Origin of the sequence: Bartonella sp. CM120XJJH (assembly GCF_042194715.1) — a bacterium.
Lineage (GTDB): Bacteria > Pseudomonadota > Alphaproteobacteria > Rhizobiales > Rhizobiaceae > Bartonella.
Window position 1 is genome coordinate 25,496 of the sequence record NZ_JBHINE010000002.1, and the last position, 26,748, is coordinate 52,243.

Below are 26,748 nucleotides of genomic sequence, written 5' to 3' on the forward strand. Positions count from 1 at the left end.
GCCCCTATCAGTCATCCCCCACGGGGCCCCTTGCGCAACACCTAAGCTTTACCCCCGCAACATCTTCCAACCAACGCTTTCTCATTTCATCAATAAAATACCACGGAGTTCAAAACCACAATTCTCCCCTCTCCCTTCACCTTGCCCCCCCACCTTATTTTCCCCCTTCCTTGTTCAAAGGAGAAAATGTTTTTTTACCGCTTCAAAAAACTTTCCCATTAAAACAACATATTTTGCTGCATAGCTAACGAATGCGCTTTTTTCTGTAGTTTTCCCCCCGCAATAAAGGAAGAAAAATAATCGTTTTGCTGTTGACAGAATATGAAAAATCGTATTTAATAACAGGTGCGGTAAGGGGTTTTCTGCGCCTATATTTCATCATCAAATGTTCGCATTATTGTAGACTGTTATCAAGCGTTATTATAGGTTGTTATCAAACAGTGTGTTTCGCGACAATCTTTAAAAGTCTTCTGTTTGAAGGTATTTTTCGTCTTTTTCTGACTGTTTTCTTTTGCATCATCCAATTTTCATCACCAACAGCCCTATAATTTTGAGATTTTCAAAATAAGCAGTATTCAATAAGGGCTCTCAATAGAACGCTCTAATAAAATATCCCAATAAAAATGCCTAATGTCATACATCACAGAAATGATGAGCAATATACGAAGAGAAAATATGAAAACGATATGTTTTCATCGCCTCATTTTTCAAGATGCAAAGGCTTTTTTTCAAAACATTGTTTAGCCAGAATTGAAGAAAATAATATCGTCTATCGATGATCAATATAGAAGCTAATATTATGAAGCCACAAGATTCTGCCCCCCCCTCATTCCTCCCAAACACAAGAAGGAGCAAGTGTACCAGAAGGAGCGCATGCAAATGCATCATTAGGCACTCTTGCTACACATTTAGAACGGCTCAACATCGAAAAAATAAAAAACACTCCTTTCAACCGTGCGGAATTAAAAGATATTGTTGCCAGTTTAGAACAGCATAATGCCGATGGAAGTTGGATAAAAAATTATTATGATATTTTAGATCTTTACATGATGCCAGCCTTAGTAGATCAAGCAAATCGTAAATATCCAGAAATGAATCTTAAACTTGCAATGACACCGGACGACTTTGCCCTTGCGCTCAAAGAAACACTCGAAAACGGCATAAAATCTTCTAGGCTGATCGTTAACGCAAAAGATAGGGGAATCCATTTTGCGGTCGTTGATCACCAAACTATAGAAGACAAGACATCTTTGATATTTTTAGAACCTACCTCACTGCGTGACACGCTCCCCGCCTTACTTGCATTAAGAACGCGACAATCCATTGAAGATCACCAATTGCCGAATATTCATTTTGCCATGGCAGAAATGGATATTCAACGCAGTTCCTCTGAATGTGGAATGTTCAGCTTAGGCCTTGCCAAAAAGCTTTATCTCGAAGCTGATAAATTAAAAAGACTGCACAAAGATAATATTAAAGGCATGTTATGTGAACCAGATACGCCTTTACCTGCTGAAAAGTTAGATCCATATCTTCCAGCTCGTTTATACAAACACGTGCAAGGAAGAAGACGTCTTAGGGAATATCTAAAAGCCAATCCAGAAGCGGAACATGAAAAAGTAAACAAAAAGCAAGAAACTCTGAGAGAGAGATTTGAGAGAAGCTTAAGTGCAACAGAGACAAAAACTGTTTCTGTTTCACAACACAGAAAAAGAATTAGTGAATACAAATCTCTAATGATGTAATGGAGACTTTTTTCATACCCATAAAGAATGAAGCTCTGCGGCTTTACGGTTAAGCGTAAATTGCTGTTAGTCAATCTTCTTTTTCGTTTGGAAGAGGGAACGATGCAAAAAGTGAGCAATTACCTCTTCAAACAAAAGGAAAAACAAGAGTATTCTATTAAAAGTAGCCCATTTTAAAGCCCGTATTTTAAGACTTTGAAAAAACATAAAACACGCAAGTTTTGAAAAGGCCTGCCCGCACTTTCTTATAAAGTAGCTGAAAAATGATTTTTTCCTTAATCTTCAAGAGATAAAGGTTCTTTTTCAAAACATTATTTGGTCAAAATATAAGAAAATAATATTACCTTCCGATTATAACCACGGAGGTTCATATTATGAAGCCACAAAATTCAAAAGATACTGCCGCTCATGCCTCACAAATGGCAGAAAGTAACATCGAAAATGAATCCTTAGAAAGCCTTATTGCCCGTTTAGAACAACTCAACGCTCCCCAAAAAGAAGAGAGCACCTTGAGTCAGGAAAAGTTAAAAACTATTATTACAGGCTTAGAAGATGATCTCGTCACCGGCCGTTGGATCAATGCTTATTATGCAGATACAGATCTTAAACTGATGCCGGCTCTCGTGGAACAAGCAAATCGCAAATACCCAGAAATGAATCTCAAATTGGCTCTTACAGAAGAAGAATTTACTTACACGCTCAAAGAAACACTCGAGAGCGGAGCAAAATCTTCCCGATTTGTCGTCAATATGGGCAGCAGAATCCATTTTGCGGTCCTTGATTATCAAAAAGTTGATGACAAAATCTCTTTGATTATGCTTGAACCTACAACATTTCAGAATATCACTGCTTGCAAACTAGGGATAAAAATAAATCAAACCCTTCAATATCTTCAACTACCTCCTTATTCTTTTGCCATGGCAGAAATGGATATTCAACGCAGTTCCTCTGAATGTGGAATGTTTAGCTTAAGCCTTTCCAAAAAGCTTTATCTTGAATCTGATAAATTAGCAAAAATGCACAAGGATAATGTTAAAGGTATATTATGTGAACCGGATATACCTCTATCTGTTGAAAAGGTAGATTCCTATCTTCCAACCACTTTTTATAAACACACACAAGGAAGAAGACGTCTTGGGGAATATCTAAAAGCCAATCCAGAAGCAGCGCATGAAAAAGTAAACAAAAAGCAAGAAACTCTAACCGAGAGGTTTGAGAGAAACTTAAGTTCAGCAGAAGGAAAAACTGTTTCTGTTTCACAACACAGAAAAAGAATTAGTGAATACAAATCTCTGATGATGTAATGGAGACTTTTTTCATACCCATAAAGAATGAAGCTCTGCGGCTTTACGGTTAAGCGTAAATTGCTGTTAGTCAATCTTCTTTTTCGTTTGGAAGAGGGAACGATGCAAAAAGTGAGCAATTACCTCTTCAAACAAAAGGAAAAACAAGAGTATTCTATTAAAAGTAGCCCATTTTAAAGCCCGTATTTTAAGACTTTGAAAAAACATAAAACACGCAAGTTTTGAAAAGGCCTGCCCGCACTTTCTTATAAAGTAGCTGAAAAATGATTTTTTCCTTAATCTTCAAGAGATAAAGGTTCTTTTTCAAAACATTATTTGGTCAAAATATAAGAAAATAATATTACCTTCCGATTATAACCACGGAGGTTCATATTATGAAGCCACAAAATTCAAAAGATACTGCCGCTCATGCATTACAAACACAAGAAGGAACAAGTACACCAGAAGGGGCGCATGCAAGTGCATCATTAGATACTCTTACTGCACATTCAGAACAACAAAGCAGCAAAAAAGAAAGAAATATCCCATTCAATCGTGAGGAATTAAAAAATATCATTGCTCGTTTAGAAGATGACATCGCAACAGGTCGTTGGTTCACAGCTGATTATGCAAGTACAGATCTTACACTGATGCCAGCCTTGGTAGAACAAGCAAATCGTAAATATCCTGAAATGCGTCTTCAATTAGTAGCGTCATCTCACGACTTTGCCCTTGCACTAAAAGAAGCCATCGAAAACGGCGTTCAATCTTCTAGATTTATCATTCATACAAAGGATAGAGGAATTCATTTTTCAGTGATTGATCATCAAACCATCGATGACAAAACGTCCGTGATATTTTTTGAACCTACAACACTTAACAATATGAGATCAGCGGTGCTAGCATTAAGGACACAATTAGCCATTAAAGCGCATGAATTGTCTAACTGTTCTTTTGCCATGGCAGAAATGGATATTCAACGCAGTTCCTCTGAATGTGGAATGTTCAGCTTAAGCCTTGCTAAAAAGCTTTATCTCGAAGCGGATAAATTAAAAAGACTGCACAAAGATAATATTAAGGGTGTGTTATGTGAACCAGATACGCCTTTATCTGCTGAAAAGTTAGATACATATCTTCCAACCACTTTTTATAAACACACACAAGGAAGAAGACGTCTTGGGGAATATCTAAAAGCCAATCCAGATGCTGAACATGAAACAGTAAACAAAAAAGGTGAAACTCTGAGAGAGAGATTTGAAAGAAGCTTAAGTTCAGCAGAAGGAAAAACTGTTTCTGTTTCACAACACAGAAAAAGAGCAACGGAATACAAATCTCTGATGATGTAATGAAGACTTTTTTCATACCCATAAAGAATGAAGCTCTGCGGCTTTACGGTTAAGCATAAATTGCTGTTAGCCAATCTTCTTTTTCCTTTGAAAGAGGGAACGATGCAAAAAGTGAGCAACGTGACCTCTTAAAAGATAAAAAGCTAAACAGGGCTGTTCGATCAAAATCAGCTGATTTTAAAATTTTATTAAAAGTCCAAAGCTCTTCCTAACAATGATCTATATTGGAATAGATAGATAGATAGAAGGCTGAATACATAAAATATTTTATAATTTTGAATATTAAGTAAAGGCACACGCCTCTTTCTGTAGATTTTTTCTAAGAGAGTTCGCTTTTATCTCAAGCGCCTCCCCCTCACAACCACCGCCAAAACAACCGCAATCACCAACACCAATGCTAACACAAATCATTGTGCAACCCTCCAACCCCTGCCGCGCCAACAATGCCTTCTAAGAATTCCATTCACCAACATATATGTCCCCCCTCCAACCTCACCTCTCATGCCACCGCTAACACAACCGTCATGCCGCCGTCATGCCGCCGTAATGCCACCGTAATGCCACCGTAATGCCATTGCGTACATCAACAGCACCAACATCACCAGCACCAAGTCTCAAAACCAACAACATCTCTCAACGGAAAACACCAGCCCAACCATTATCCCACTTGGCCAACCATTATCCCACTTGGCCAACCATGACCTCATTCCCTTAAGATGCTACAACTAACCTTTTGATTTTATTAAAGTTTCACGTCTCTTCTGTTTTTGCAGCGTGAAAAATTTCACTTTTAATGTGTCGACCAGCCTCACTTTAAAGTGAGGCTTTATTTTATGGAGAAGCAAATGAGAAAAATATCATCAGCAGGGCTTGCACTCATTAAACAATGGGAAGGATTGCGTTTGAACGCCCATAAAGATGCCATCGGAGTATGGACAATCGGCTATGGACATACCAGCGCTGCCGGCAAACCGTTCGTTCACAAAGGCATGATCATTACTGAAAAACAAGCAGAAGAAGTTCTTTCTCAAGATTTGAGACAATTTGAAAATACCGTTGAAAAACACGTGACAGTTTCCTTAACAGATGAACAATTCGCCGCGCTCGTATCGTTTTGCTATAATATAGGAACATCAGCTTTTTGTAATTCGACCCTGCTCAAAAAACTCAATAACGGCGAATATGAAGCTGTCCCTGCTGAATTACAAAAGTGGACCAAAGCAGGAGGAAAACGTCTTCACGGTCTAGTGCACCGTCGTGCAGCCGAAGCAGGATTATGGGCAAAAGGTGCTTATGTTTCTCCCAACTACCAAACCGTAGAAACGCAAGCACCCATGGGATTTTTCAAAGCAGAAGCGCTTACACCGATTATTGGTTCTTTTTCTGGACTTGGAGGCTTATTGGCAGGCAATGGCCCCATTCAATGGGCATTGGCAACTATTATGGTTTTAGCCGCCTGTGCAGGCATCTTCTTTGTGGCAAAACGGTTTCGGGAGCAGCGCTTATGATGTGGTGGATGAAAAAAAATCTGATGATAACAGGAGCGGCTCTGACCGCTTTTTTTATTGCTTTAGCAAAAGTTTTTACTCTTGGAAAAAAGATTGAACAACAAAAGCAAATAGAAAAAACGCTAAAGTCATCAATAACACGGCTAGAGGTGGAGAATGAAATTAATCAAAAAAGTGATGCTGATGTACGCGCTGCTCTTACTCACTGGTTGCGCGATAAAAACAATCAATGAGCCTTTTTCTTGCGTTGGTTGGCTGCCCATTTATTTAGACAAAAAAGATCTCAATATCATCAGTTCAAATCTCGCAAGAGATATTTTAAAGCATAACAAACAAGGGGAAGGCTTGTGTGGGTGGAAACATGGCTAGAAAAAAAACAGAAAAACAAACAGAGCTTACAGAAAAGGAAAAAGAAATCCTACAAGAAATCATCACAACTTATAAAAGTGTAAAAATGATGTCACGCTATACGAAGTGGATTATATTCATCATTTTCTTATTAGCGCTTGATTTCTCACGTATCATAGATGCGCTAGCAAGTATTTTTACACAAAAATCGAATATTCAGCTCTAAAATAAATAAAAAACATGAGACGTGTTCAATCTTTTTTTAAATATAAAAAGTCAGTCGTTATTTTTTGAAAACACGAAGCTTTTATTGATGATTTTTCACGTCTCATAGGAAATTTTTACACACTCTTCACAAACGCTTTCATGAAATGAATTAAGGAGCATGAAGAGAGATTTCTAACAAACGTGTGCGTCAACAACTTTGCTAACATAAGAAATGATTATACCAACGCACTATTTCTAAATATCCTATTGATATTCAAAAGATTTTATGCCCTTCACAAATCCCATTGGAAAGATACCATCGCGAAAAAATTGAAAATATTCATGAGAGGCATTTTTATTTTCTTTAAGTATTTTACCCTAACTTCCTCCACTTGTTGGGTATAAGAAAATAATTGAAATGAAAAAATCCCCCGCAATAAAAATCTCTTATTCAACATACAAAACAATGAATGATTATTATAAATAAAAGCATTGCTCCATTAAAAGTTTTGCCATTAAAACCCATTAAAAATATGAAACAACACGACGATTATCATTATTTGCAAGATTTGTAAGAATTCAATGCTCTTGAAAACCGTAAAACCATATCTCATTGATTTATAACTATCATTAAGCACTCTTCAACTTGAATTAAAACTCTGCATATCGTAGGATTTTCTCATTTCCCAACCTATTTCCTTTTGAAATAATCCAAACCATATCGCTTGTACATTACAGTGTAGGGGTCAAAACTCTATAAGCAAGGCATGCCTCACCGTCTCGCGGACCAACGGCTTGTCATAACATTGAGAGCTGGAAAAATGTATGATAACGTTAGCATATTCTTTTATGAAGCGTAAAGGTGATCGTGCCCTATGGTTATGCACTTTATGAGAACTTTACCCTTATCCCATTCATGAATCCATTACGAAATCGTCCATTGTAAAATCGGTGTGACAAACAAGATACCTCTTAAAAAACACGTCAATAGGCAAAAATGTATATTGGAGACAAATATATTTGCTATATTTGCGGCTTTTCTATTTTACATGAGGGATTTCACCCAATGCCACGAAGGTATATGTCATTTTAGTCCCTGCGAGTTGTAGATTGGCTAGGATTTCGTCTGTGGTGTAGCAATTACGCATAACGATGATACAACGCTTATTGGGGTTCTTATTGACCTTTAAACGTCTATCAACCCTATCAATCTTTTTATTTTCCTCACGCTCACTTGAGTGGACGTAGCTATCGTCCATGTGGATTTCACCATTTAGCGGAAACAAAACTTTTTGGGCTTGGAGTGATACACGGATTTTATGAGCGAGGACAAAAGCAGTTTTGTACTTAACATCTAGGTCACGAGATAGCTGTAGGGCTAATATACCTTTCACCCATTGACGTGGATGACACAGACAAAAACAATCGTCTATAATAGCAATTTATGGTGAGCAAAGATAGTGCTTGATATTACACTAAAGCAATGCTTCCATTGCCATTGTTTACGACTGGCAATGGAATAGGCTTTATGTCGGACTTGGCATTTCGGGCAAACCACGATTTCTGTACTACCCCAACGCGATTCACACAGCATAGCATAGCACTTGTCATCACTTAATTGGGCAATGGCTAGTGACGACACACTGCGAGCATGGGCTGTTAGTAAAAAGAGTTTGGTCATAATTTAAGCCTGTTAATCATCATTTATAATGATTATATGTTTTAAATAGTGAAAAAATACGATATGAAACACTCAAAAAGCGATGAATAGCGAAATAAAGCCAAAGGTATTGTTAAAGCGGAAATTTCCCTTAGAAACCTTAGCTATGCTGATGTGGCAGAAAAATTAAAAGACTTAGGTATTGAGGAAACCCCATAGAACCTTAGCAATAAGATTTCTCGAGGAACTTTTAGGGCGGACTTTATGTTACAGGTTTCGGCTGCGATTGGGTGCAATGAAATTCGTTTGATTTAATAACATTTTTTATAAATGATAGTTTTGAATTGGTCTTAGTGAGAGCGTTTTAATATGTTTAATAATGATGCACATCTTGAAAGCAAAAATAGGGGCTTATCTAAAGCCAAAAGTGCCAAAAAGGATGAATTTTACACGCAATACAACGATATTGAAAAGGAAATGCAAGCCTACCTTGACTATGACGCTAACGTTTTTCGAGGTAAAATTGTCTTTTTACCATGTGATGACCCCGATTGGAGTAACTTTACCAAGTATTTCGCTCAAAATTTTGAACGATTTGGCTTAAAAAAACTCATTAGCACCAGTTACGCACATACCAATAAAAATTTACAAGCTGATTATCAACCGTCTTTATTTGAAACTCAAAGCCCAAATTATGACAAAGATAAATCGGTAAAACAGGGTAAAATATTCATCCTTGATAAAGACAGTAACCATGACGGCAAAGTCGATATTAAGGATTTGCAATGGCATTACCTTAATGGCACAGGGGATTTTAAAACAGATGAAATCAAAGCCTTGCGAGATGAAGCGGATATAATTATCACCAATCCACCCTTTTCACTATTTCGTGAGTTTTTGGCATGGATAGTGGAAGCGGATAAACAATTTTCCATTATTGGAAATATGAACGCCATTACCTGTAAAGACATATTTTCACTCATTAAAAATAATGAAGCATGGTTAGGTGCGACCATTAATAGTGGTGATAGAGAGTTTAGAGTGCCTGAAAGCTACCCACTTGAAGCAGCAGGATTTAGAATTGATGACGAGGGGAATAAATATATTCGTGTAAAAGGCGTTCGGTGGTTTACAAATATCGACCATGGCAGACGACATCAACCCTTGCAACTGATGACAATGGCAGAAAATCTTAAATTTAATAAGAAAATTCAAGGAAAAAATGCTTATCAAAAATACGATAATTACAACGCCATTGAGGTACCCGTAACGATCGCCACACCAAGCGATTATAAAGGTGTTATGGGTGTGCCTATTAGCTTTTTAGACAAACACAACCCTAAACAATTTAAAATTATTGGTATGGATTTAGAAGTCAAAAATGGATCATTAAGTGATTTAGCTGTTGCTGATTGGAATGGTAAGTTAGACCGTGCTTATATTAATGGTAATCGAATGTACTCACGAATCCTCATACAAGCAGAATAATGAGAGTTCCTAATATGTATATTGAATATATAGATTATAATGATAAGCAAATGCTATTTGACAATAATCACATGATCCGATGTGATTATTTCAACAATCTACCATTTAGAATACAGCGTATTGTGCTTACACCTGATAATCAAAACACGCAAAATATCATTGAGATTGCAAAAAAGCGTTTAAGCAATATAAATTTTAATTCAGCCAATTCGTCAGGTGATACGAGAAATTTAAGAGAAATTCAGTTAAAAGGCTTGTGTGGTCTTATTATTGAGCAACTATGCTTTACTATGCTTAATCACTACAATACAAGTAAAAATGTTTCTATACAAATAGATAATTCAAACAATCCTATCAATCAAGTTGATATAAAGATTATCAAAAGATGGAAAGACCAATCTGACATTGAACATCAAGCCATAAAAACAGTAGAGATACGCTCCTCTTTTCCATTTAAGCCGATAGCAGAGGCTATAATAAAAGATTTTGATATATTAGGGACTTATACTAACCATGTTAAAACTATAGAAATGGATAAAGATTTCTATTTGCGTTTTCTTTTTAGCCTTGATTACAGTAACGGGCAGTACATTAAAAATAATAAAGTCGGTATAGATTATAGTGCTACTACAGTTAAGTTTTTAAGTGAACAGTATTTCGATGATAATTTATTTTTGAAACGAGATTTGGTTGTCTATTTTGTCGGTGGAGCCACCAAAGAAATGATGCTTGATGATACGATATCATATTATGGCTCTATGCAGTCACATAATTTTAATAAGTCTAGCACCGCAAAATATCGAAAATTAAAAATTAAAAATGCCCTTGATTGTATTTCTATAATTCAACTAATGTTAAATGTTGTCGCTGATGAAGCATCTAACGGGAAATAAGAATAATTTATGAAAACCACGCTTAAAACCTATACCATTGCCGATATCTGTCATGGATTCACCTACAACGAATTTGAAGGCAAAGGCTTATTTGGCTTATCAGGCAAACTTACCATTCAACCTGAATACCAACGCAATTATATCTATGCTGATGGTAAACGTGATGTTGCCGTTATTGAGTCTATCTTAAAAGGCTACCCATTGGGTTTGTTGTATTTTAACCAAACAGGGGATGGTATCTATGAGGTTTTAGACGGACAGCAACGCATTACCAGTATCGGGCGATTTGTTACCAATAAATTTGCCATCATAGATAACAATAAGACCCCGCAATATTTCAACTCACTACCACCTGAACAGCAAGATTTGATTAATAAAACCAACCTTTTAGTATATGTATGTGACGGTGAGGAAATCGAAATTAAAAACTGGTTTAAAACCATCAACATTGCAGGCGTACCACTCAATGAACAAGAATTATTAAATGCTGTCTATTCAGGAAAATTTGTAACCCTAGCGAAAGCCGAATTTAGCAACAGCCAAAACGCCAATATTAACAAATGGGCGAGTTATGTGCGAGGATCAGCTTTACGCCAAGACTTTTTAGCCACCGCCCTTGAATGGATCAGCCGTAACAATGTAGGCGACTACATGAGCCGTCACCGTCATAATGACAACATCAGCGAACTAAAAACCTATTTTAATACCGTAATTGACTGGGTATCAGGGATTTTTACTACTGTCGAGAAAGAAATGCAAGGGTTAGAATGGGGACGACTATATGAAACCTATAAATCCAAGCCTTACAATCCGCAAACCATTAGTGAGCAAGTAAAAACCCTATATGCAGACCCTTATGTCAAAGACCGTAAAGGAATTTTTGAATATGTGCTAGGTGGTATGATGGATAAAAAATTACTTAATGTAAGAGTATTTGATGAAGCTACCAAAAAATCAACCTATGCCAAACAAACTACCAATGCCGAAGTGAATGGTATTTCAAACTGCCCGCTATGTGCAATCAGTGACAATGTCAATAAAAATAAAATTTGGAAACTTGCCGACATGGATGCAGACCATGTGACCGCTTGGAGTAAAGGGGGTGCAACCGACAAGGCTAATTGTGAAATGTTATGCAAAACGCATAATAGAGCTAAGGGTAATAAATAACACAAATCACTCATAAACATTGGTTGTGTGCAAATGCTACATAATGACGGGATTTCACAAAAAAAGACACGCAAGTAACAAAAGAAGGCATCATCTTCATTATTTAATAAAATATTACTATAAATACCTTTAAAAGTCATAAAGCAAAAAGATGTTGGCAAGACGAGTAATTATATGCCTTTACATTCTTCCTCAGTGCAACTGTCTCCCCATTTCAAAATTACCCAAATAGAGATATGCTTGTCCCAGTATACAAAAGCCCTTAAACAAAGCAAACCCTGAATTTTTTCATACAAAACACCGGCATCTTATTCATAAAAAACAAACAAGAGCCAACATGCTCTGTCTAACTTTCTCTCTTCAACTTTCAATGAGTACAAACTCTTGTCGCTGGTTCATAAAAACCATTCGCCCTTCTAAAGCACAAACACAGGATTTTTTTAATGGTGCATGCATAAACTTGAAATGAAAAAATAGAACTATACAAGAAAGAAATGACTATAAATCAAAAAGTGGTATTTTTATCAATACAATATTTTCAAAGAAAACCATGATCCCCGCACAATAAAAACATCTCATAAATGCAAGAGAAAAAGTCATGAATAAAGAGAGAGATCTATTCACAATGGCAATACATCAACCCATGAAAAATGAAAAATAACAAAATGCTATAAGATCACTGTCATAAAAGGAAGAACTGTACGAAAGGTGAAAAGCATAAAAAACGGGCACAGAAGGCCCGTTTCTTTATTACCTCTATGGAATAAGAACTTAGAAATCCATTCCGCCCATTCCTCCCATTCCGCCACCTGGCATTGGAGGCATTGGTGTATCTTTCTTTGGAACTTCAGCAACCATTGCTTCTGTGGTAATCAGAAGGCTCGCAATCGAAGCCGCATTCTGGAGAGCAGAACGCAAAAACTTTCACTGGATCAACAATTCTTGAAAGCAATCAAATCACCAAATTCACCCGTGGCGGTATTCTAACCATAAGTGTCAGCATTATTTTCCAGCACTTTGCCCACAATAATCGCAGCTAAAAAAAACGGGCACAGAAGGCCCGTTTCTTTATTACCTCTACGGAATAAGAGCTTAGAAATCCATTCCGCCCATTCCACCCATTCCGCCAGCAGGCATCGGAGGCATTGGTGTATCTTTCTTTGGAACTTCAGCAACCATTGCTTCTGTTGTGATCAGCAGGCTCGCAATTGAAGCCGCATTCTGAAGAGCAGAACGCACAACTTTCACAGGATCAACAATTCCCAAAGCAATCAAATCACCAAATTCACCCGTGGCGGTATTGTAACCATAAGTGTCAGCATTGTTTTCCAGCACTTTGCCCACAATAATCGCGGCTTCTTCACCAGCATTGCTTGCAATCTGACGCGCTGGTGCTTGTAGAGCACGACGAACGATACTAATACCAGCTTCTTGGTCAGGATTACTTCCCTTAACGGTCAACGCATTTGCTGCACGCAACAATGCGGTACCACCACCAGCAACAATACCTTCTTCAACAGCAGCACGTGTTGCATTCAAAGCATCATCAACACGGTCTTTCTTTTCTTTCACTTCAACTTCTGTTGCACCACCCACACGGATAACAGCAACACCACCAGCGAGTTTAGCAAGTCTTTCTTGCAATTTTTCACGGTCATAGTCAGAAGTTGTTTCTTCGATCTGAGCCTTGATTTGATTGACGCGAGCAGTAATTTCGCTCTTTTGTCCAGCACCATCAATAATGGTGGTGTTTTCTTTAGAAATATTGACTTTCTTTGCACGTCCAAGCATATCCAAAGTGACATTTTCAAGTTTAATGCCCACATCTTCAGAAATAACCTGTCCAGATGTCAAGATTGCGATATCTTCTAACATTGCTTTACGACGATCACCAAACCCTGGTGCTTTTACAGCAGCAATTTTTAAACCACCACGCAACTTGTTGACCACGAGCGTTGCCAAAGCTTCACCTTCCACATCTTCAGCAATAATGAGAAGTGGTTTTCCAGACTGAACAACAGCTTCAAGAACAGGAAGAAGAGATTGCAAATTAGACAATTTCTTTTCATGAATGAGAATGTAAGGATCATCAAGATCAGCGACCATTTTCTCAGCATTTGTGACAAAATAAGGGGAAAGATACCCACGGTCAAATTGCATTCCTTCAACGACTTCTAATTCCGTTTCAGCGGTTTTAGCTTCTTCCACGGTAATGACGCCTTCATTGCCCACTTTTTCCATAGCATCAGCGATCATTTTACCGATTTCAGCAGCACCATTAGCAGAAATGGTTCCCACCTGTGCAATTTCTGCTGAAGTTTGGATTTTTTTTGCTTTTTTGAAGAGGTTTGCTACCACTTCATCCACAGCAGCATCAATCCCGCGTTTAAGATCCATTGGGTTCATGCCCGCAGCAACAGCTTTAACACCTTCTTGCACAATAGCTTGTCCTAAAACAGTTGCTGTTGTTGTTCCATCACCAGCAATATCATTGGTTTTAGAAGCAACTTCGCGCAACATTTGTGCACCCATGTTTTCGAACTTATCTTCAAGTTCAATTTCCTTTGCAACGGATACACCATCTTTTGTGATGCGAGGCGCACCGAATGATTTATCAATCACCACATTGCGACCTTTAGGGCCGAGTGTCACCTTAACAGCATTAGCAAGGATGTCGACACCGCGCAACAAACGCTCACGCGCTTCACGGCCAAATTTGACTTCTTTAGCAGCCATTTAATTTCTCCTTGGAGTTTTCTCAAAATAGTACACAATGAAAAGTTAAGCGCTTCAATTAGCCCATAATTCCCATAATGTCAGATTCTTTCATGATGAGGAGATCTTCCCCATTAATCTTGACTTCAGTCCCAGACCATTTTCCAAAGAGGATACGGTCTCCTGTTTTGACTTCTAAAGGCACACGCTTGCCGTTATCATCGAGAGCGCCATTGCCAACAGCAATTACTTCGCCTTCTTGGGGTTTTTCTTTTGCTGTATCAGGGATGATAATCCCACCAGCCGTTTTATTTTCAGATTCAACCCGACGGACAACGACACGGTCGTGAAGTGGGCGGAATTGTATATTAGCCATGTTTTAAATCCTTAAAACTGAACATAATTGCATTAATCTTAAAAGTTATTGCTAGCACTCTCAAACTATGAGTGCCAACATGACCTAGATATAAAATCGGCATCTCTCAATGTCAAGAATAGCCATAAAAATTATTTCTCTAAATGAAGCTTCAAAGTCTTGCCTCTTATTGCACTTTCGCGTTATCTATCTTTTTTAAGAACCCGTGAACAAAAAAGGATCTTATCATGGTTGAAACACGTCAGGAAACGGATAGCTTTGGAACGATTTCGGTACGTCAAGATCGTTATTGGGGCGCACAAACTGAACGTTCTCTGCATAATTTTAATATTGGCAGTGAAAAGCAGCCTCTTGCCATCATCTATGCCTTAGTCCTTGTCAAAAAAGCAGCAGCTGTTGTCAATATGGACAAAGGAAAGCTACCAGAAAATATTGGAAAAGCAATTATTGCCGCCGCCGATGAAGTGCTTGCCGGCGATTTTGATACGCATTTTCCACTCTCCGTTTGGCAAACAGGTTCTGGCACCCAAAGTAATATGAATGTCAATGAAGTCATTGCTAATCGTGCAAGTAAGATTTTGGGAGGAAAACTTGGAAGCAAAAAACCAGTTCATCCCAATGACCATGTCAACATGAGCCAATCATCGAACGATTCCTTTCCCACAGCGCTTCACATTGCCACCACGTTGCAAACACGCCAACACTTACTACCAATCCTTGAAGCTCTTATTGCTACATTAAAACAAAAAGAGCAAGAATTTGCAGACATCATTAAAATCGGCCGCACCCATACCCAAGATGCAACGCCTTTAACCTTAGGGCAAGAATTTTCAGGCTATCGTGCCGCATTAGAAGCCAATCTTCAGCGCATTGAAAATGCTCTAACCGATGTCCACATGCTTGCTCAAGGTGGCACGGCTGTTGGCACAGGGCTGAATGCACCCAAAGGTTTTGACATTGCTTTTGCGCAAACAGTAAGCGCTCTCACAGGCATAACGTTCCAAACTGCCAGCAATAAATTTGAAGCACTCGCCCATCATGGCGCCCTTGCGCATTTCCACGGGAGCTTGAATGCTCTTGCTGCTGATCTGTTTAAAATTGCCAATGACATTCGGTTTTTAGGCTCTGGTCCACGTTCCGGTTTAGGGGAACTCAGTCTTCCCGAAAATGAACCCGGATCTTCTATTATGCCCGGCAAAGTCAACCCCACACAATGTGAAGCCTTAACCATGGTCGCATGCCAAGTCTTTGGCAATCATACCAGCGTAACCTTTGCCGCAAGCCAAGGACATTTTGAACTCAACGTTTATAAACCTGTTATTGGCTATAACGTTTTACAATCAATTACCCTTCTTGGTGATTGCATGCGTTCCTTTGATATGCATTGCATTCAAGGATTACGGGCCAATCGCGTTCATATTCACTCGCTCATGGAGCGCTCACTCATGTTAGTCACAGCTCTTGCACCGGAAATTGGCTATGAAAAAGCTGCTGAAATTGCCAAAGCAGCGCATAAAAATGATACAACTTTGCGCACCGAAGCATTAAAAGCAGGCGTTTTTGTAGAGGATTATGACCGATTAGTTGATCCCAAAAAGATGATTGCTCCCCAATAAAACCAATAAACAACCCACTAAAAAAGATGCAAATATCTTAAAACCAATCTGTCTGTCAAAAGAATCGGGGTGCAAACACCCCGATGATGACCGATAACAATTACCCACAGCGTTCATTTTAGGCTCTGGTCCGCATTTATGCTATGGATGGTTTTGTTTCTTACGTTGTACTTAAAAGACACAACGGCTTTGGAAAGGAATGGGGCTTTGGAAAGGAGTGGATAGTCATGGCTCAACACCCAATGGCTATACTGGCAGAAAGTGATTTAAATGGATATGATCTTAAAGTGTTTTTTCATTCTAGCTTCGCATCTTGATTTTGAAAATCAATTAGCTATTAACCAAACAGAATGAGCTCAAAAAATCGGTATTAATAGGCATAATTTCAATCGAAGTATAAAGATTAATGAATTCATAGTAGTTACGCTTTACAATGTTATCATTATTGATACATTCTGTAGGTAGCTCTTGTCTCAATGAGATGATGTATTGATTTATAATGATCATCTAGCGTTATCCATATTGAATGAGAATTCTGAATACCGTAAGATTTCCTCCTTTTAAATCTGTCCCATGTTGCATCAATCAAAATCACTGACTTGCACATTATAAGCGGAATGAATGTGTGGATAGAAATTGTAGAAGATAAGGACTAAAAACGCATCTAATGAAATCGCCTCAAGTGCCATGAACTGTCACAACATTGTGGAGAGAGCTGTCTCAACACCCCACGAGCTAGCAAAAATAATGGTACCGACTTGCTCTTTTATGAAGCGTGAATACAGGGGTGCTCAATGGATTTATCATGATACCATTCACAATCGCTGTCGTGAAATGGGTTTGGGAACATTGAAAGACGTCTCCTTATGAAGCGTGAATACAGGGGTGCTCAATAGAGGAACAGCTGCTGGAAAAAAACTCAATGCACCGAAAGGTTTTGGCCTTTGCTGAAACAATCAGCTCTCTGACAGAGATATCCTTGACAGCTCGCAAGAAATTTGAGGCATTTGCCTATCATGGCGCCCTCACCCATTTCCACAAAAACCTGAGTGTACGCACTAATCTCTTTAAAGTTAATCTCTTAAAAATTGCCAACGACATTCATTTTTTAGGCTCTTATCCACGTTCCGACTTTAAGCGAACGGAAAGGAGAGTTTATCGTTTTACATGGTATATGAGAAAGCCCATGAAACATTAGATTCTCACACTTTGTTCCTTCTTATTCTTCGTATTTTATTCAATCAATCAAAACTATTCGCCAAACAAAACTATTAGCTTGGATTGTCATACGAAAAAGTGGCATATAGATACAAAAGAAATAAAGTCGCTCATCCTCTCAAGTACTCAAAAGGCTATCGCAATACAAAGCTACACAATATCAGAAACAAGCAAAGAATATGATAAAAAATATGATGGTGCCAATATGCATTTTACCACTAATTGAATATTAAGCACAACAATATATGTCATAACGGATAATATCTTTAATACTAAATAACAAAGGGTGATTTTAATCTATAAAATAATAGTTTCTTAAATAAATCAAAGGCTTATTTACCATACTTTTTTCCAAAACTATAAAGAACACGCAGGGAACATTGAAAGAGTTTACAAAAAAACCTTAAAAATTAATACCTATGCGGAATAATAACACGAAACCAGGTTTTGAAAACGCTTTAATATGGGTAATTATAGATTTTTTGAGTATTTTAATTTTCATAATGATATTAAATATAGATTTCTTTAACCAATTTATATATAATACACTTTGTATCCGAAATAAATTGGGGACGTTTTTTATGAAAACAAAATGTTTAATTGCACTATCTATTTTCACTTTCATTACCACTTCAACAGCGCAAGCAGCAGATACGGTAATCTTTGAGCAATCAAAACCGAAAGTTTCATTGCAAAATGATTCATCATCACATATCTCACCGGTTACTGTTTCTGCGCCTTTTTCTTGGTCTGGTTTTTATTTTGGGGGACAAATTGGATATTTTTCCAGTAAAAATACTCTAAATTACGCACAAGACGCCAGGGATGGAAAATGGGCTTGGGTTGATAGAGATTTATCACCGAAACCGTCAGGATTGAGAGCAGGTTTGTATGCAGGTTCTAATATTGATCTGGGAGATAACCTTGTTTTCGGTTTTGATACGGACATAGTCTGGTCTGGGAAGAAAAGCACCCAAACAGACAATGGAAAGAAAATTCTATATGAATTAGACTCTATTAACATTGCCTTTAAAGAAGCTGGGATTCCTATCAAAAAACCTGTAGCTCAGGATGAAACGATACCCAACTATGGTGACATTGTTATCAGCAGTGTAACATTGAAAGAAACATGGTCTGGTGCCGCACGTGCGCGTATTGGTTTTGCTTCCCATCGTCTTATGCCTTATATTGCAGGGGGTGTAGCCTATACACAAATGCAATATATCATGTCACTTTTATTAAAATCGCAAGAAGGTCCGACAATTTTTGCTTCTGGCAATGTGTTAGATGAGACAAAAACAATGTTTGGCTACACTGTTGGTGGTGGTTTTGATCTTGCAATGACAGATAATATCATCATGCGTACAGAATATCGTTATTCAGATTTTTTTAAAAAGAAATTTGCAAACGATAACCTTAAAATTTCTTCTCAAACGCATGATGTTCGCTTTGGTATCGCTTATAAATTCTAAGTTTTGTAGAAAAATTAAACGATTAAAAAACCCTGTTAAAAACGGGGTTTTTTAATGCCCCTTTACCCTTAAAAAGACGCAGATTCTAAAAACCAGTACTAAACTAAATAGTCACAAAACAATCCTGCCTCTCTCTCTTTTAAAGCAAGCGCCTATCCTCTCACCCTTTCATGTAATGCATTTGGAATATAAAAGCTTTACCACCACACCACTGGGCACCATCGTAAAATAAATGAGCTCCGTTATGTAAGAGATATTTCTTTAAAAGAAATATGGATATTGTGCATCAATTGCAATTTTATAGGCTGAAGCTGACTTGTCCTCTCCACTCTCGAAGGATAAAGCTTCCAAAAACCATTTTTAAACACCCATTTTTAAACACCATGTCCGTTTGTAAAAACACAACGACTCTTAAGGACACTTTGGGGGATCTTGGGCGAGCTCCTCTTGGCGCCTCCTCATGGAATGCTCTTAAACCTAAAGAAAGACAAACGCACTGAAAAAACACTGTAACGTTTCAAGGAGGTATGCCCTATATGATCACACTTCAAATAATGACGTTTTACGACATAAAAAGAATAACGCAACAACAGCACAAAATAGCAGATTATTTCATATGTTAATTTTTAATCTCCCTCTCAAGAGCAAAAATATCTCCTTCCATTAATCCATAAACAATTCAGTTTTTTCTAAACAGTAACGACCCTAGTCACTTCTCGCGCTTTACTTCATAAGATAACGAATCCACTCTTCGATATTTTATTCAATCCGTTCTATCAAACGTATGTAAATATAATCATTTCTGATTAAATATACTGTTGATTTTCTGCTTCTTCGAGGCGGTTTTCACCAAAGTCACAGGACATTGGCCAGAGCCTTCCTCTCCACAGGCTGACACGGTGGAACTCACCGCCAAGTTTTTTAAATTAATTCGCGGCATTAATGTCTCGATCATGGTGTATACCGCAATGAGAACATCTCCACTCACGTATGTTAAGAGGTAATTGTTCAATCTTACATCCGCAATGATGACAAATCTTACTGCTCGCATACCAACGATCTGCAATAACAATCTGTCGACCATAGCGTGCCGCCTTATATTCCAATTGACGGCAAAATTCGAAAAAACTTTGATCTGCAAGGGCACGCGATAAATGCCGATTTTTCAGAAAACCTTTTACATAAAGATCTTCGAGACAAAATGTACCAAAACGCTGAATTAAATCTGTTGTAACCTTATGCAAATGATCTGTTCTAATATTGCTTATCCGTGCATGAAGCTTAGCGAGTTTTTGTTTCTCCTTATAACGATTGCTCGAGCCTTTTTGCTTACGGCTTAGCCTTCGTGATAAGCGCCGTAAACGATTGAGAAAAGCCTTATAAGGTTTAACGCCTCCTATGGTTTCTCCTATCGAAAGCGTTGCAAGTGCATTGATGCCCAAATCAAGACCAACAATAGCTTGGTTCTCGCTTCATGACTCTTGATTATTGGTTTCAACGCTAAGACTTACAAACCACCTATCCGCTTTACGGCTAATGGTTACTGACAAGATCTTTCCTTGAAATCGCAATTGTTCTCGCAGACGAACCCAACCAAGTTTGAGAATTCTTATCTTGGAACCTTGCAACTGTATTTGATCATTGGTCAAAGTAAAACGATCGTGCACTCCTTTCTTTCTAAAAGTGGGATATCGGCTTCTTCCTGAAAAGAAATTCTTAAAAGTCATACCCAATTGAATAATTGCCATTTGTGGAGCATTTTTAGTGACTTCCATTATCCATGGAAATTGTTCTCGTTTTAGAGAATTGAATTGTCTACGAAGCGTATAGTCATTAGGCTTTGGTAAATTATTATCTTTCTTCCATGCTTCATATTGCTGCTGCCATTCCTTCAGTGCAAAATTATAAGCAAAACGCGCGCAACCACTGGCTCACGCCCATGTAGCTTCGTTATTTATTGTTTAAGTCTAGAGCTATTTTGTGAGCAACAATCATTGCGATGCCTCTACAGCTTGACAAACATTCTCTCATAACCTTTGATTTTTTCTCAAACGACTTCCATAAAAACGAGCACTGAAGACAGTAATAATTTCTAAAACATCTTTGGCTAAATCCTCTTCAAAACTGCTTTCTTCCGCCTGATTGAGAATGACAACCTCAACTTGTTTGGCTTCACAAATGGCGAAGACCAATTCCGCACCAAAGCGCAATAAACGATCTTTATGCGTAATCACCAAACAACCTATTTCATTTTTAATGAGAGCATCCAATAAACGTTTAAGACCTTTTTTACGATAATTCATCCCCGCCCCTAAATCAGAGATGAGTTCATAAGCCCAACCTTGGCTTGCGCAATAAAGCTCGAGAACCTGTTTTTGTCGCTCTAAATTGTCTTTTTGATCATGGCTTGATACACGCACATAAGCAATGGTTTTTCTTTGTGACAGTTCTCTCGAATGAAAAAGATCAGATCTAAGCCTAGATAGGTCATAACGGCGGTGTCCTCCTGCCGTATACTCAGAAATAATTTTTCCTTCACCTTCCCAACGGCGCAAAGTGCTAATCGAAACACCCAAAACCCAAAACTTGAGCGGCCTTACCTATCCCAACAAATCTATCCATAATGCATATGATTACAAAGATATAAATAGATTACAAGTAAGATGTCAAAGCCCATTTTGCGACAGCACCCACAAGAATATAAAAATCTATAAAGCACCATCTTTACGCTTCATAAAAGTGCAAGATAAAAGTGCAAGCTAGCACCAACCATCATACACTTTACCCCCAATGATGCCCTTGAAACGGTTCATTAAGTGGCATTTTTATTCATTTTCTGTAAAATTTCATGCCACAATAGCGTATCTAGCTTGTAATGTACAAGCGACATGATTTTGGTTAATTTACTATAAACAGGCTTAAAATAAGCAGACTTAAAATGAGAGAATCCTAAGATATTCGAGGTTTTTTATTCAACATGCAAAACATTGAACACTGTTTATAAAAACCATGTTTTATAAATCAAAGCGATGCGCCATAACAGAATAAAGAAAAATATTTATGAACTGGTGCGGGTGGTCGGACTCGAACCGACACTCCTCTCGGAACCAGATTTTGAGTCTGGCGCGTCTACCAGTTCCACCACACCCGCACATTGCTATAAAAGACAGGACTATAAAAGACAGACTTGTCGACTATCTCTTTGCACTATATGAAGAAGCACAGATTCGTCAACAGAAGACTTCTTATTTTTTAAGAATTCATATCATTTTCTTATCTGTTTTATGGAATATTTTCTTTATTGGATTTCTCTACCGGATTTATAGCAATCTCATTTGTAAAGTCTTTACCTCTTAAATTTATAAAAAGCCTCATGATATTAAACAAATTAAAGCTTTGGACGATTTCTTTAGCAAATCGGCGTACAGCACCACACTGGCTTGGTTTCATTGCTTTTATTGAAAGTTCTGTTTTTCCAATTCCCATAGATGTTTTATATATTCCGATGCTGCTTATCCATCAAAAGCGCGTTTATCGCTATGCTTTGATTGCGACGATCTGTTCTGTATTAGGAGGCATTACTGGTTGGTTTATCGGACATTTTGCCTATGATACCCTTGCCAAACCAATTTTAGAACTTTATGGCAAGGTTGAAAGTTTTGAATCTCTGAAAAATAGTGCAACCCTGCAATTTCTAATCGTTTTACTGATAACATCAGGTTTTTTTCATCTTCCCCCCATCAAGATTGTCACAATTTTGGCCGGTGTAATGAGTGTACGTCTTGAACTTTTCATTCTTATTTGTATTTTTTCTAGAGGCGCTCGTTTTTATCTTCTCGCGTGGCTGATTAAACATTTTGGACAAAAAGCAATGAATTTTCTAGTACAGCATTTCAAATGGATTGTTCTCATTGGTTGTGTTAGCCTCCTTTTAATTTATGGGATTTTCATAGCTTTTTTAAACAAAAAGCTTTTATAAGGAACAGACTTAATGGCATGCGTTTTGTCTTCTCACCCACTTTTACACAAGCACCTTTATCTTGAACCCAGCAGAAAAGAGCAAAGTTTATGGGCTTTTTTTCTTGCTTTTTGCTTGTCCGCTACAATAGGTCTTGCTCTTGGTTTTGAACATTTTGGAGGGTATCTTCCTTGCGATTTATGTCTCATAGAGCGCTTTCCCTATTATGGTGCTATACCCTTTTTGCTTTTAGCAGGTTTTGGAGCATGTTTTTTTCGCATGACTTCTTGGATACAACTTTTATTTTTATGTGTTTTTATCTTAATGTGCATCAGCCTTGTTTTAGCTGTTTATCATGCGGGTGTTGAATATGGCTTTTGGGCTGCTCCCCTCAGTTGTGGTTTAAGCGCAGTCAGAAAAACCTCAGACATTAACCAGCTTCTTAACCAATTAAACAACATTCATCCCCCTTCTTGTTCTGAAGCATCCGCACGCTTTCTTTTTCTTTCATTTGCCGGTTGGAATGTTGTCTCAAGCCTATTTTATATGCTTATCAGTTTTTATGTTGCCTCAAAAGGGCTCCTTTCAAGCAATAAAAAACTCTAACCATAAAATAGAAACGAAACCGCGTCCACTCGTTCTCTCCAATCGCTTCCCCCTAACCAACGCCCCTCCAATCACCACCCCAAAACCACCCACCGGACAAACCAACCCACCAACACCAACTAGTCACCAACAACTCACCTATCACCAACATCCCTCCTCTCACGTTGTACTCAAAAGACAAAAATAAGCAGATATATCCATTTTATAGTTTCACCTCTCTGTACTTATGAACAACATTTTGATAAAAACTCGTGATAGAAAAGCCGTAAAATAATAAGTGAGGGGACCGATAAATATAAATGGTCTGCTATGGCTGAAGATAAGAACACTGCGCCTTCTACCCTATCACCTATTTCCTTAGATATAACCAAACTTGAAGAACCATGTGTTATGATGGAACATGATCATAATGCATGGCGCGAGCATATAAAAGAAAGAGATTTAAATGCTCCTTACCAAAAACCACCTCATATAAAACCACGAATCAAATCGGCACCACGCATCAGGCAAGTTTTTTGGTGCGATTTTCCTCATGATTCGATACTCCCTGAATTTTGGAAAAAGCGGCCTGTTTTAGTGCTTTCTAAGAATGCAAAATTATATGGAAATGTGACAGTTTTACCTTTTTCAACGAAATCACAACCCAATAATCCCGCTGCGTATCCAATACAATCTCCCATAGAGAATAAAAAAGCATGGATTATCTGCAATTATGTCACAACAGTTTCTGTAAGTCGTTTAAGTTGCTCACGTACCGTTCCAAGATTATCCAGCGAAGATTTTCATAAAGTTGTAGCTCTGATGCTCAAACATTTACCGCATTTACACCATTGACTTTTGAGAAAAATAAGCGTATATATACCATCATACACGGCATCAGTAATGGTGGCCGCTTCCCCGAAAGGGGAGATAGGAACGAAGGAGTGGGCAACCGCTCCTTTCGTCATTTTCGGTATCTTTTTTGAGAACTTTTTAGCCATTTTTTGCAACCTTCCCTAGAACATATCCAACATTCATTCTCCACCGTTGGAGTCAACATTCATTCTCCACCGTTGGAGTTTTGAAATATCTGCGATTTTGGGTAAGCAGAAGACAATATCCACACCTTGGATCCGGTAAAGTTTCCCATGGAGATTACCGAGATGTTGTACATACTTATCATTTCATTGCACAAAAAATCGTGCTGCCGTTTCTTAAACTTTATATGATTTACCGCAATGGGAATATCTTTACAAGATTAAAAAAAGCTTCGCTTTATATGACCACAGCTCAAACAATCGTATTTTACGAGATAACAAGGAAAATTCTCTAATAAACCAGAAATCAACACCCAACCGATTTCTATCTCTTCACCAATAACAATTGTTTATTACCCTAACCACATTATTTCACCAGTCACACGACTTAACATAGCTTTTGCAGATAGACTTTTCTTCCTCTTCTCCGAAAAACGATCTATGTTATTTTGGGATTTACTGCTGAATTTCTTATGCTTGCACTTTGAATGCCTTTTTTCTTACCATATAAAAGGTAGATAAAAAAATAATTCCGTTTATCAGTTTTATTTTAAAACACACCTATTTTTACAGGATGCGTTCTCCCCTCTATCAGCCCTATCGCATTCAATACACTTGTCGTTTCTAAACATGAACAACCAAACATCACAATGGAGTAATAGATATCCATCACTTTCATTGGCACTTGCTTTGACAAGAGATAAACAAGAGTATTGATCATCACACACGGAGCAAAAATCTACAGCAACTACGCCATAGACTTTCGCCACGCACGGGGCATGATTAGAGCATATTTATGACATCCTTTTTGTTGCGCCACAGAACGGGGTTTGCTAACTAGTTTTACTATTGTGCAAATTTTTCAAGAGAAATCTTCACTCGCTCATAAATGACAAGATTTCTTTATGGAGAGAGCCTATGGCGTCCAGTTTTGACCTTTTCCATAACAACAATAAGTTCAAATTTTAACCAACACGATAATACACCTACTCTAAACGATTTACGCACCACCTCATCAGCAACAGGCTGCTCCAATATCGGTGTATTTATCGGTGCACTTACTTGAGAATTTTTTGCACTTCCACGCACCGTAAAAAAAGAGAGGTAAGTTACGAAAACTACAGGGTAAATTTTACTTCCCCAAAATGTCTATTTTCCCCCATCTGAACAGTCATTGGAACACTATAAAAATTATTTTCATTGAAAAACAACTACTTATAATCTATGGAGAAAAGTAAAAATCTCCCCCAGAAAAAGAGATTATCTTCGATAATTAACAAAAAAATTACAGCTTATAATTTAAGTTAAAAACCAAACTTGAAAAGTTGACAGAATCAATCACCTATGGAAATTATCTAACTATAATACGAAACGTGTAATTAGACACTTTGTATTAACAATACATTAGACACATAATGAAATTGCGCATCACGGGGTACCACGATGCTTTTTTGTTTTGTTTAGAGAGTATAATGAAAAAACTTTTTTGATTAAATCTTTTAAATTGGGATCATTATAATGAAAATATTTCAAAAAATCGCGTTATATATTGTTACAATAGCCTTTTTCTTTTCACAGGTTTTGGAAGCTAATGCTTATTATTTGAATAGTCATTCTCAAGGTTCTAGTTTTGCTTCTACAGTGTCAAAAGAAAATAAAGCTGTTAAAGCTATTGATATGATTATGGATTATATTTCAACACAAAGCACTGAACAAGGTGTTAAAAAAGGTATTATAAAGGTAGGAATTTTTATGGGACTTGCACCAGCAGTTTGGGGTCTTATTGCGTATTTTTCATATTTGTTTTCTAAAAAGCCGACCCCCTCTCGTACACCGAGTGAGAAAGCATTCCATGCTTTTGTGGACAGTGCGTGGATGTTCATTTAAACAACATTTCGCTTAAATGCTATTTAAACAGTGAGTTTATTTAATACTTAATAACATAAACTGTAATTCAGATTACAGTTTATGTTTTTTTATATTCAATTAATACTGTTAATTTTTCCCACTCTACATGATAAATAAAATTTGATCAGCTATATTCATAACAATGCAATGCGATAAATTGAACACTGTTTGATATGATAATATCTCTCTCATTTATGCACTCCTACCCTTAAACC

General features: G+C 37.6%; 24 protein-coding genes, 1 tRNA gene and 4 pseudogenes. 19 read left to right on the forward strand and 10 right to left on the reverse strand.

Translation table 11 applies throughout. The annotated features are described in order from the left end of the window. The first annotated feature begins 799 nt into the window (after positions 1-799). The 3 genes and pseudogenes from ACFIKU_RS01040 to ACFIKU_RS01050 all read left to right on the forward strand — a co-directional run bounded on the left by ACFIKU_RS01040 (position 800) and on the right by ACFIKU_RS01050 (position 4,374). Positions 800-1,745, forward strand: a pseudogene (locus ACFIKU_RS01040) (YopJ/AvrA family T3SS effector serine/threonine acetyltransferase). Between the two features lie 374 nt (positions 1,746-2,119). After that, complete coding sequence (locus ACFIKU_RS01045; RefSeq protein ID WP_375656428.1) at positions 2,120-3,049, forward strand: YopJ/AvrA family T3SS effector serine/threonine acetyltransferase; 930 nt, start codon at positions 2,120-2,122, stop codon at positions 3,047-3,049. A 374-nt stretch (positions 3,050-3,423) separates the two neighbouring features. Beyond that, a complete protein-coding gene (locus tag ACFIKU_RS01050) occupies positions 3,424-4,374 on the forward strand; it encodes a YopJ/AvrA family T3SS effector serine/threonine acetyltransferase (protein ID WP_375656429.1) in 951 nt (316 codons plus the stop codon). A gap of 282 nt (positions 4,375-4,656) precedes the next feature. Here the strand turns inward: ACFIKU_RS01050 and ACFIKU_RS01055 are convergent, their stop codons facing one another. Next, complete coding sequence (locus ACFIKU_RS01055; protein ID WP_375656430.1) at positions 4,657-4,785, reverse strand: hypothetical protein; 129 nt, start codon at positions 4,783-4,785, stop codon at positions 4,657-4,659. Between the two features lie 434 nt (positions 4,786-5,219). Between ACFIKU_RS01055 and ACFIKU_RS01060 the strand changes: the two genes are divergently transcribed. The 4 genes from ACFIKU_RS01060 to ACFIKU_RS01075 are packed head-to-tail and all read left to right on the forward strand — an operon-like array spanning position 5,220 to position 6,456. Next, positions 5,220-5,882 (forward strand): lysozyme, encoded by a 663-nt coding sequence (locus tag ACFIKU_RS01060; protein ID WP_375656431.1) that lies wholly within the window; start codon positions 5,220-5,222, stop codon positions 5,880-5,882. After that, positions 5,879-6,115, forward strand: coding sequence for a hypothetical protein (locus tag ACFIKU_RS01065; protein ID WP_375656432.1), 237 nt, complete (start codon positions 5,879-5,881; stop codon positions 6,113-6,115). The genes ACFIKU_RS01060 and ACFIKU_RS01065 overlap by 4 nt, the downstream gene beginning before the upstream one ends. Further along, entirely contained in the window at positions 6,039-6,251 is a 213-nt protein-coding gene (locus tag ACFIKU_RS01070; RefSeq protein ID WP_273723737.1) for a hypothetical protein, read from the forward strand. The genes ACFIKU_RS01065 and ACFIKU_RS01070 overlap by 77 nt, the downstream gene beginning before the upstream one ends. After that, a complete protein-coding gene (locus ACFIKU_RS01075) occupies positions 6,244-6,456 on the forward strand; it encodes a hypothetical protein (protein WP_375625312.1) in 213 nt (70 codons plus the stop codon). Before ACFIKU_RS01070 ends, ACFIKU_RS01075 begins: the two co-directional genes overlap by 8 nt. A gap of 1,021 nt (positions 6,457-7,477) precedes the next feature. On the opposite strand, the gene ACFIKU_RS01080 is transcribed toward ACFIKU_RS01075, so the two are convergent. Together ACFIKU_RS01080 and ACFIKU_RS01085 are read right to left on the reverse strand one after the other, a co-directional pair. Then, a complete protein-coding gene (locus ACFIKU_RS01080) occupies positions 7,478-7,831 on the reverse strand; it encodes a transposase (protein ID WP_375656433.1) in 354 nt (117 codons plus the stop codon). 35 nt (positions 7,832-7,866) lie between these two features. After that, positions 7,867-8,118 (reverse strand): transposase, encoded by a 252-nt coding sequence (locus ACFIKU_RS01085; protein WP_375656434.1) that lies wholly within the window; start codon positions 8,116-8,118, stop codon positions 7,867-7,869. A 105-nt stretch (positions 8,119-8,223) separates the two neighbouring features. On the opposite strand from ACFIKU_RS01085, the pseudogene ACFIKU_RS01090 reads away from it, so the two are divergent. The 4 genes and pseudogenes from ACFIKU_RS01090 to ACFIKU_RS01105 all read left to right on the forward strand — a co-directional run. Then, positions 8,224-8,412: pseudogene (locus ACFIKU_RS01090) on the forward strand (DUF6471 domain-containing protein); the annotation flags it as partial. Positions 8,413-8,466: 54 nt separating this feature from the next. Next, positions 8,467-9,585, forward strand: a complete 1,119-nt coding sequence (locus ACFIKU_RS01095) for an adenine-specific methyltransferase EcoRI family protein (protein WP_375656435.1) — start codon at positions 8,467-8,469, stop codon at positions 9,583-9,585. A gap of 14 nt (positions 9,586-9,599) precedes the next feature. Beyond that, positions 9,600-10,478: a hypothetical protein gene (locus ACFIKU_RS01100; protein WP_375656436.1), complete on the forward strand. Its 879-nt coding sequence runs from the start codon at positions 9,600-9,602 to the stop codon at positions 10,476-10,478. A 9-nt stretch (positions 10,479-10,487) separates the two neighbouring features. After that, positions 10,488-11,648 carry an HNH endonuclease family protein gene (locus ACFIKU_RS01105; protein WP_375656437.1) on the forward strand — a complete coding sequence of 387 codons (1,161 nt, stop codon included), beginning with the start codon at positions 10,488-10,490 and terminating at the stop codon, positions 11,646-11,648. A gap of 771 nt (positions 11,649-12,419) precedes the next feature. Here the strand turns inward: ACFIKU_RS01105 and ACFIKU_RS01110 are convergent. From ACFIKU_RS01110 to groES, 3 genes and pseudogenes are all read right to left on the reverse strand, one after another. Continuing rightward, a pseudogene (locus ACFIKU_RS01110) lies at positions 12,420-12,685 on the reverse strand (TCP-1/cpn60 chaperonin family protein); the annotation flags it as partial. Between the two features lie 55 nt (positions 12,686-12,740). Continuing rightward, the gene (groL, locus tag ACFIKU_RS01115; RefSeq protein WP_375656438.1) at positions 12,741-14,384 is read right to left on the reverse strand and encodes a chaperonin GroEL; all 1,644 of its coding nucleotides are present in this window, start codon (positions 14,382-14,384) and stop codon (positions 12,741-12,743) included. 58 nt (positions 14,385-14,442) lie between these two features. After that, on the reverse strand, positions 14,443-14,739 hold the full coding sequence (groES, locus tag ACFIKU_RS01120; protein ID WP_005774667.1) for a co-chaperone GroES: 297 nt from the start codon (positions 14,737-14,739) through the stop codon (positions 14,443-14,445). A gap of 227 nt (positions 14,740-14,966) precedes the next feature. On the opposite strand from groES, the gene fumC reads away from it, so the two are divergent. From fumC to ACFIKU_RS01135, 3 genes and pseudogenes are all read left to right on the forward strand, one after another. Next, positions 14,967-16,355 carry a class II fumarate hydratase gene (gene fumC / locus ACFIKU_RS01125; protein WP_273790909.1) on the forward strand — a complete coding sequence of 463 codons (1,389 nt, stop codon included), beginning with the start codon at positions 14,967-14,969 and terminating at the stop codon, positions 16,353-16,355. 897 nt (positions 16,356-17,252) lie between these two features. Continuing rightward, a pseudogene (locus ACFIKU_RS01130) lies at positions 17,253-17,484 on the forward strand (lyase family protein); the annotation flags it as partial. Between the two features lie 670 nt (positions 17,485-18,154). Next, positions 18,155-19,045 (forward strand): outer membrane protein, encoded by an 891-nt coding sequence (locus ACFIKU_RS01135; RefSeq protein ID WP_375656439.1) that lies wholly within the window; start codon positions 18,155-18,157, stop codon positions 19,043-19,045. 926 nt (positions 19,046-19,971) lie between these two features. Here the strand turns inward: ACFIKU_RS01135 and ACFIKU_RS01140 are convergent. The 4 genes from ACFIKU_RS01140 to ACFIKU_RS01155 all read right to left on the reverse strand — a co-directional run bounded on the left by ACFIKU_RS01140 (position 19,972) and on the right by ACFIKU_RS01155 (position 22,196). Next, positions 19,972-20,487 (reverse strand): RNA-guided endonuclease InsQ/TnpB family protein, encoded by a 516-nt coding sequence (locus tag ACFIKU_RS01140; RefSeq protein WP_375641696.1) that lies wholly within the window; start codon positions 20,485-20,487, stop codon positions 19,972-19,974. A 30-nt stretch (positions 20,488-20,517) separates the two neighbouring features. After that, positions 20,518-20,820, reverse strand: coding sequence for a hypothetical protein (locus ACFIKU_RS01145; RefSeq protein WP_375641695.1), 303 nt, complete (start codon positions 20,818-20,820; stop codon positions 20,518-20,520). A 252-nt stretch (positions 20,821-21,072) separates the two neighbouring features. Continuing rightward, positions 21,073-21,621, reverse strand: coding sequence for an IS607 family transposase (locus ACFIKU_RS01150; protein ID WP_375641694.1), 549 nt, complete (start codon positions 21,619-21,621; stop codon positions 21,073-21,075). Between the two features lie 490 nt (positions 21,622-22,111). Next, positions 22,112-22,196, reverse strand: a tRNA-Leu gene (locus ACFIKU_RS01155). 222 nt (positions 22,197-22,418) lie between these two features. Between ACFIKU_RS01155 and ACFIKU_RS01160 the strand changes: the two genes are divergently transcribed. From ACFIKU_RS01160 to ACFIKU_RS01180, 5 genes are all read left to right on the forward strand, one after another. Then, entirely contained in the window at positions 22,419-23,024 is a 606-nt protein-coding gene (locus ACFIKU_RS01160) for a YqaA family protein (RefSeq protein WP_375656440.1), read from the forward strand. A 12-nt stretch (positions 23,025-23,036) separates the two neighbouring features. After that, positions 23,037-23,609, forward strand: a complete 573-nt coding sequence (locus tag ACFIKU_RS01165; protein ID WP_375641692.1) for a disulfide bond formation protein B — start codon at positions 23,037-23,039, stop codon at positions 23,607-23,609. Between the two features lie 309 nt (positions 23,610-23,918). After that, a complete protein-coding gene (locus ACFIKU_RS01170) occupies positions 23,919-24,443 on the forward strand; it encodes a type II toxin-antitoxin system PemK/MazF family toxin (RefSeq protein ID WP_375641691.1) in 525 nt (174 codons plus the stop codon). Between the two features lie 1,113 nt (positions 24,444-25,556). Further along, positions 25,557-25,691, forward strand: coding sequence for a hypothetical protein (locus tag ACFIKU_RS01175; protein ID WP_375641690.1), 135 nt, complete (start codon positions 25,557-25,559; stop codon positions 25,689-25,691). A 452-nt stretch (positions 25,692-26,143) separates the two neighbouring features. Further along, complete coding sequence (locus ACFIKU_RS01180; RefSeq protein WP_375641689.1) at positions 26,144-26,512, forward strand: hypothetical protein; 369 nt, start codon at positions 26,144-26,146, stop codon at positions 26,510-26,512. The last annotated feature ends 236 nt before the right edge of the window (positions 26,513-26,748 follow it).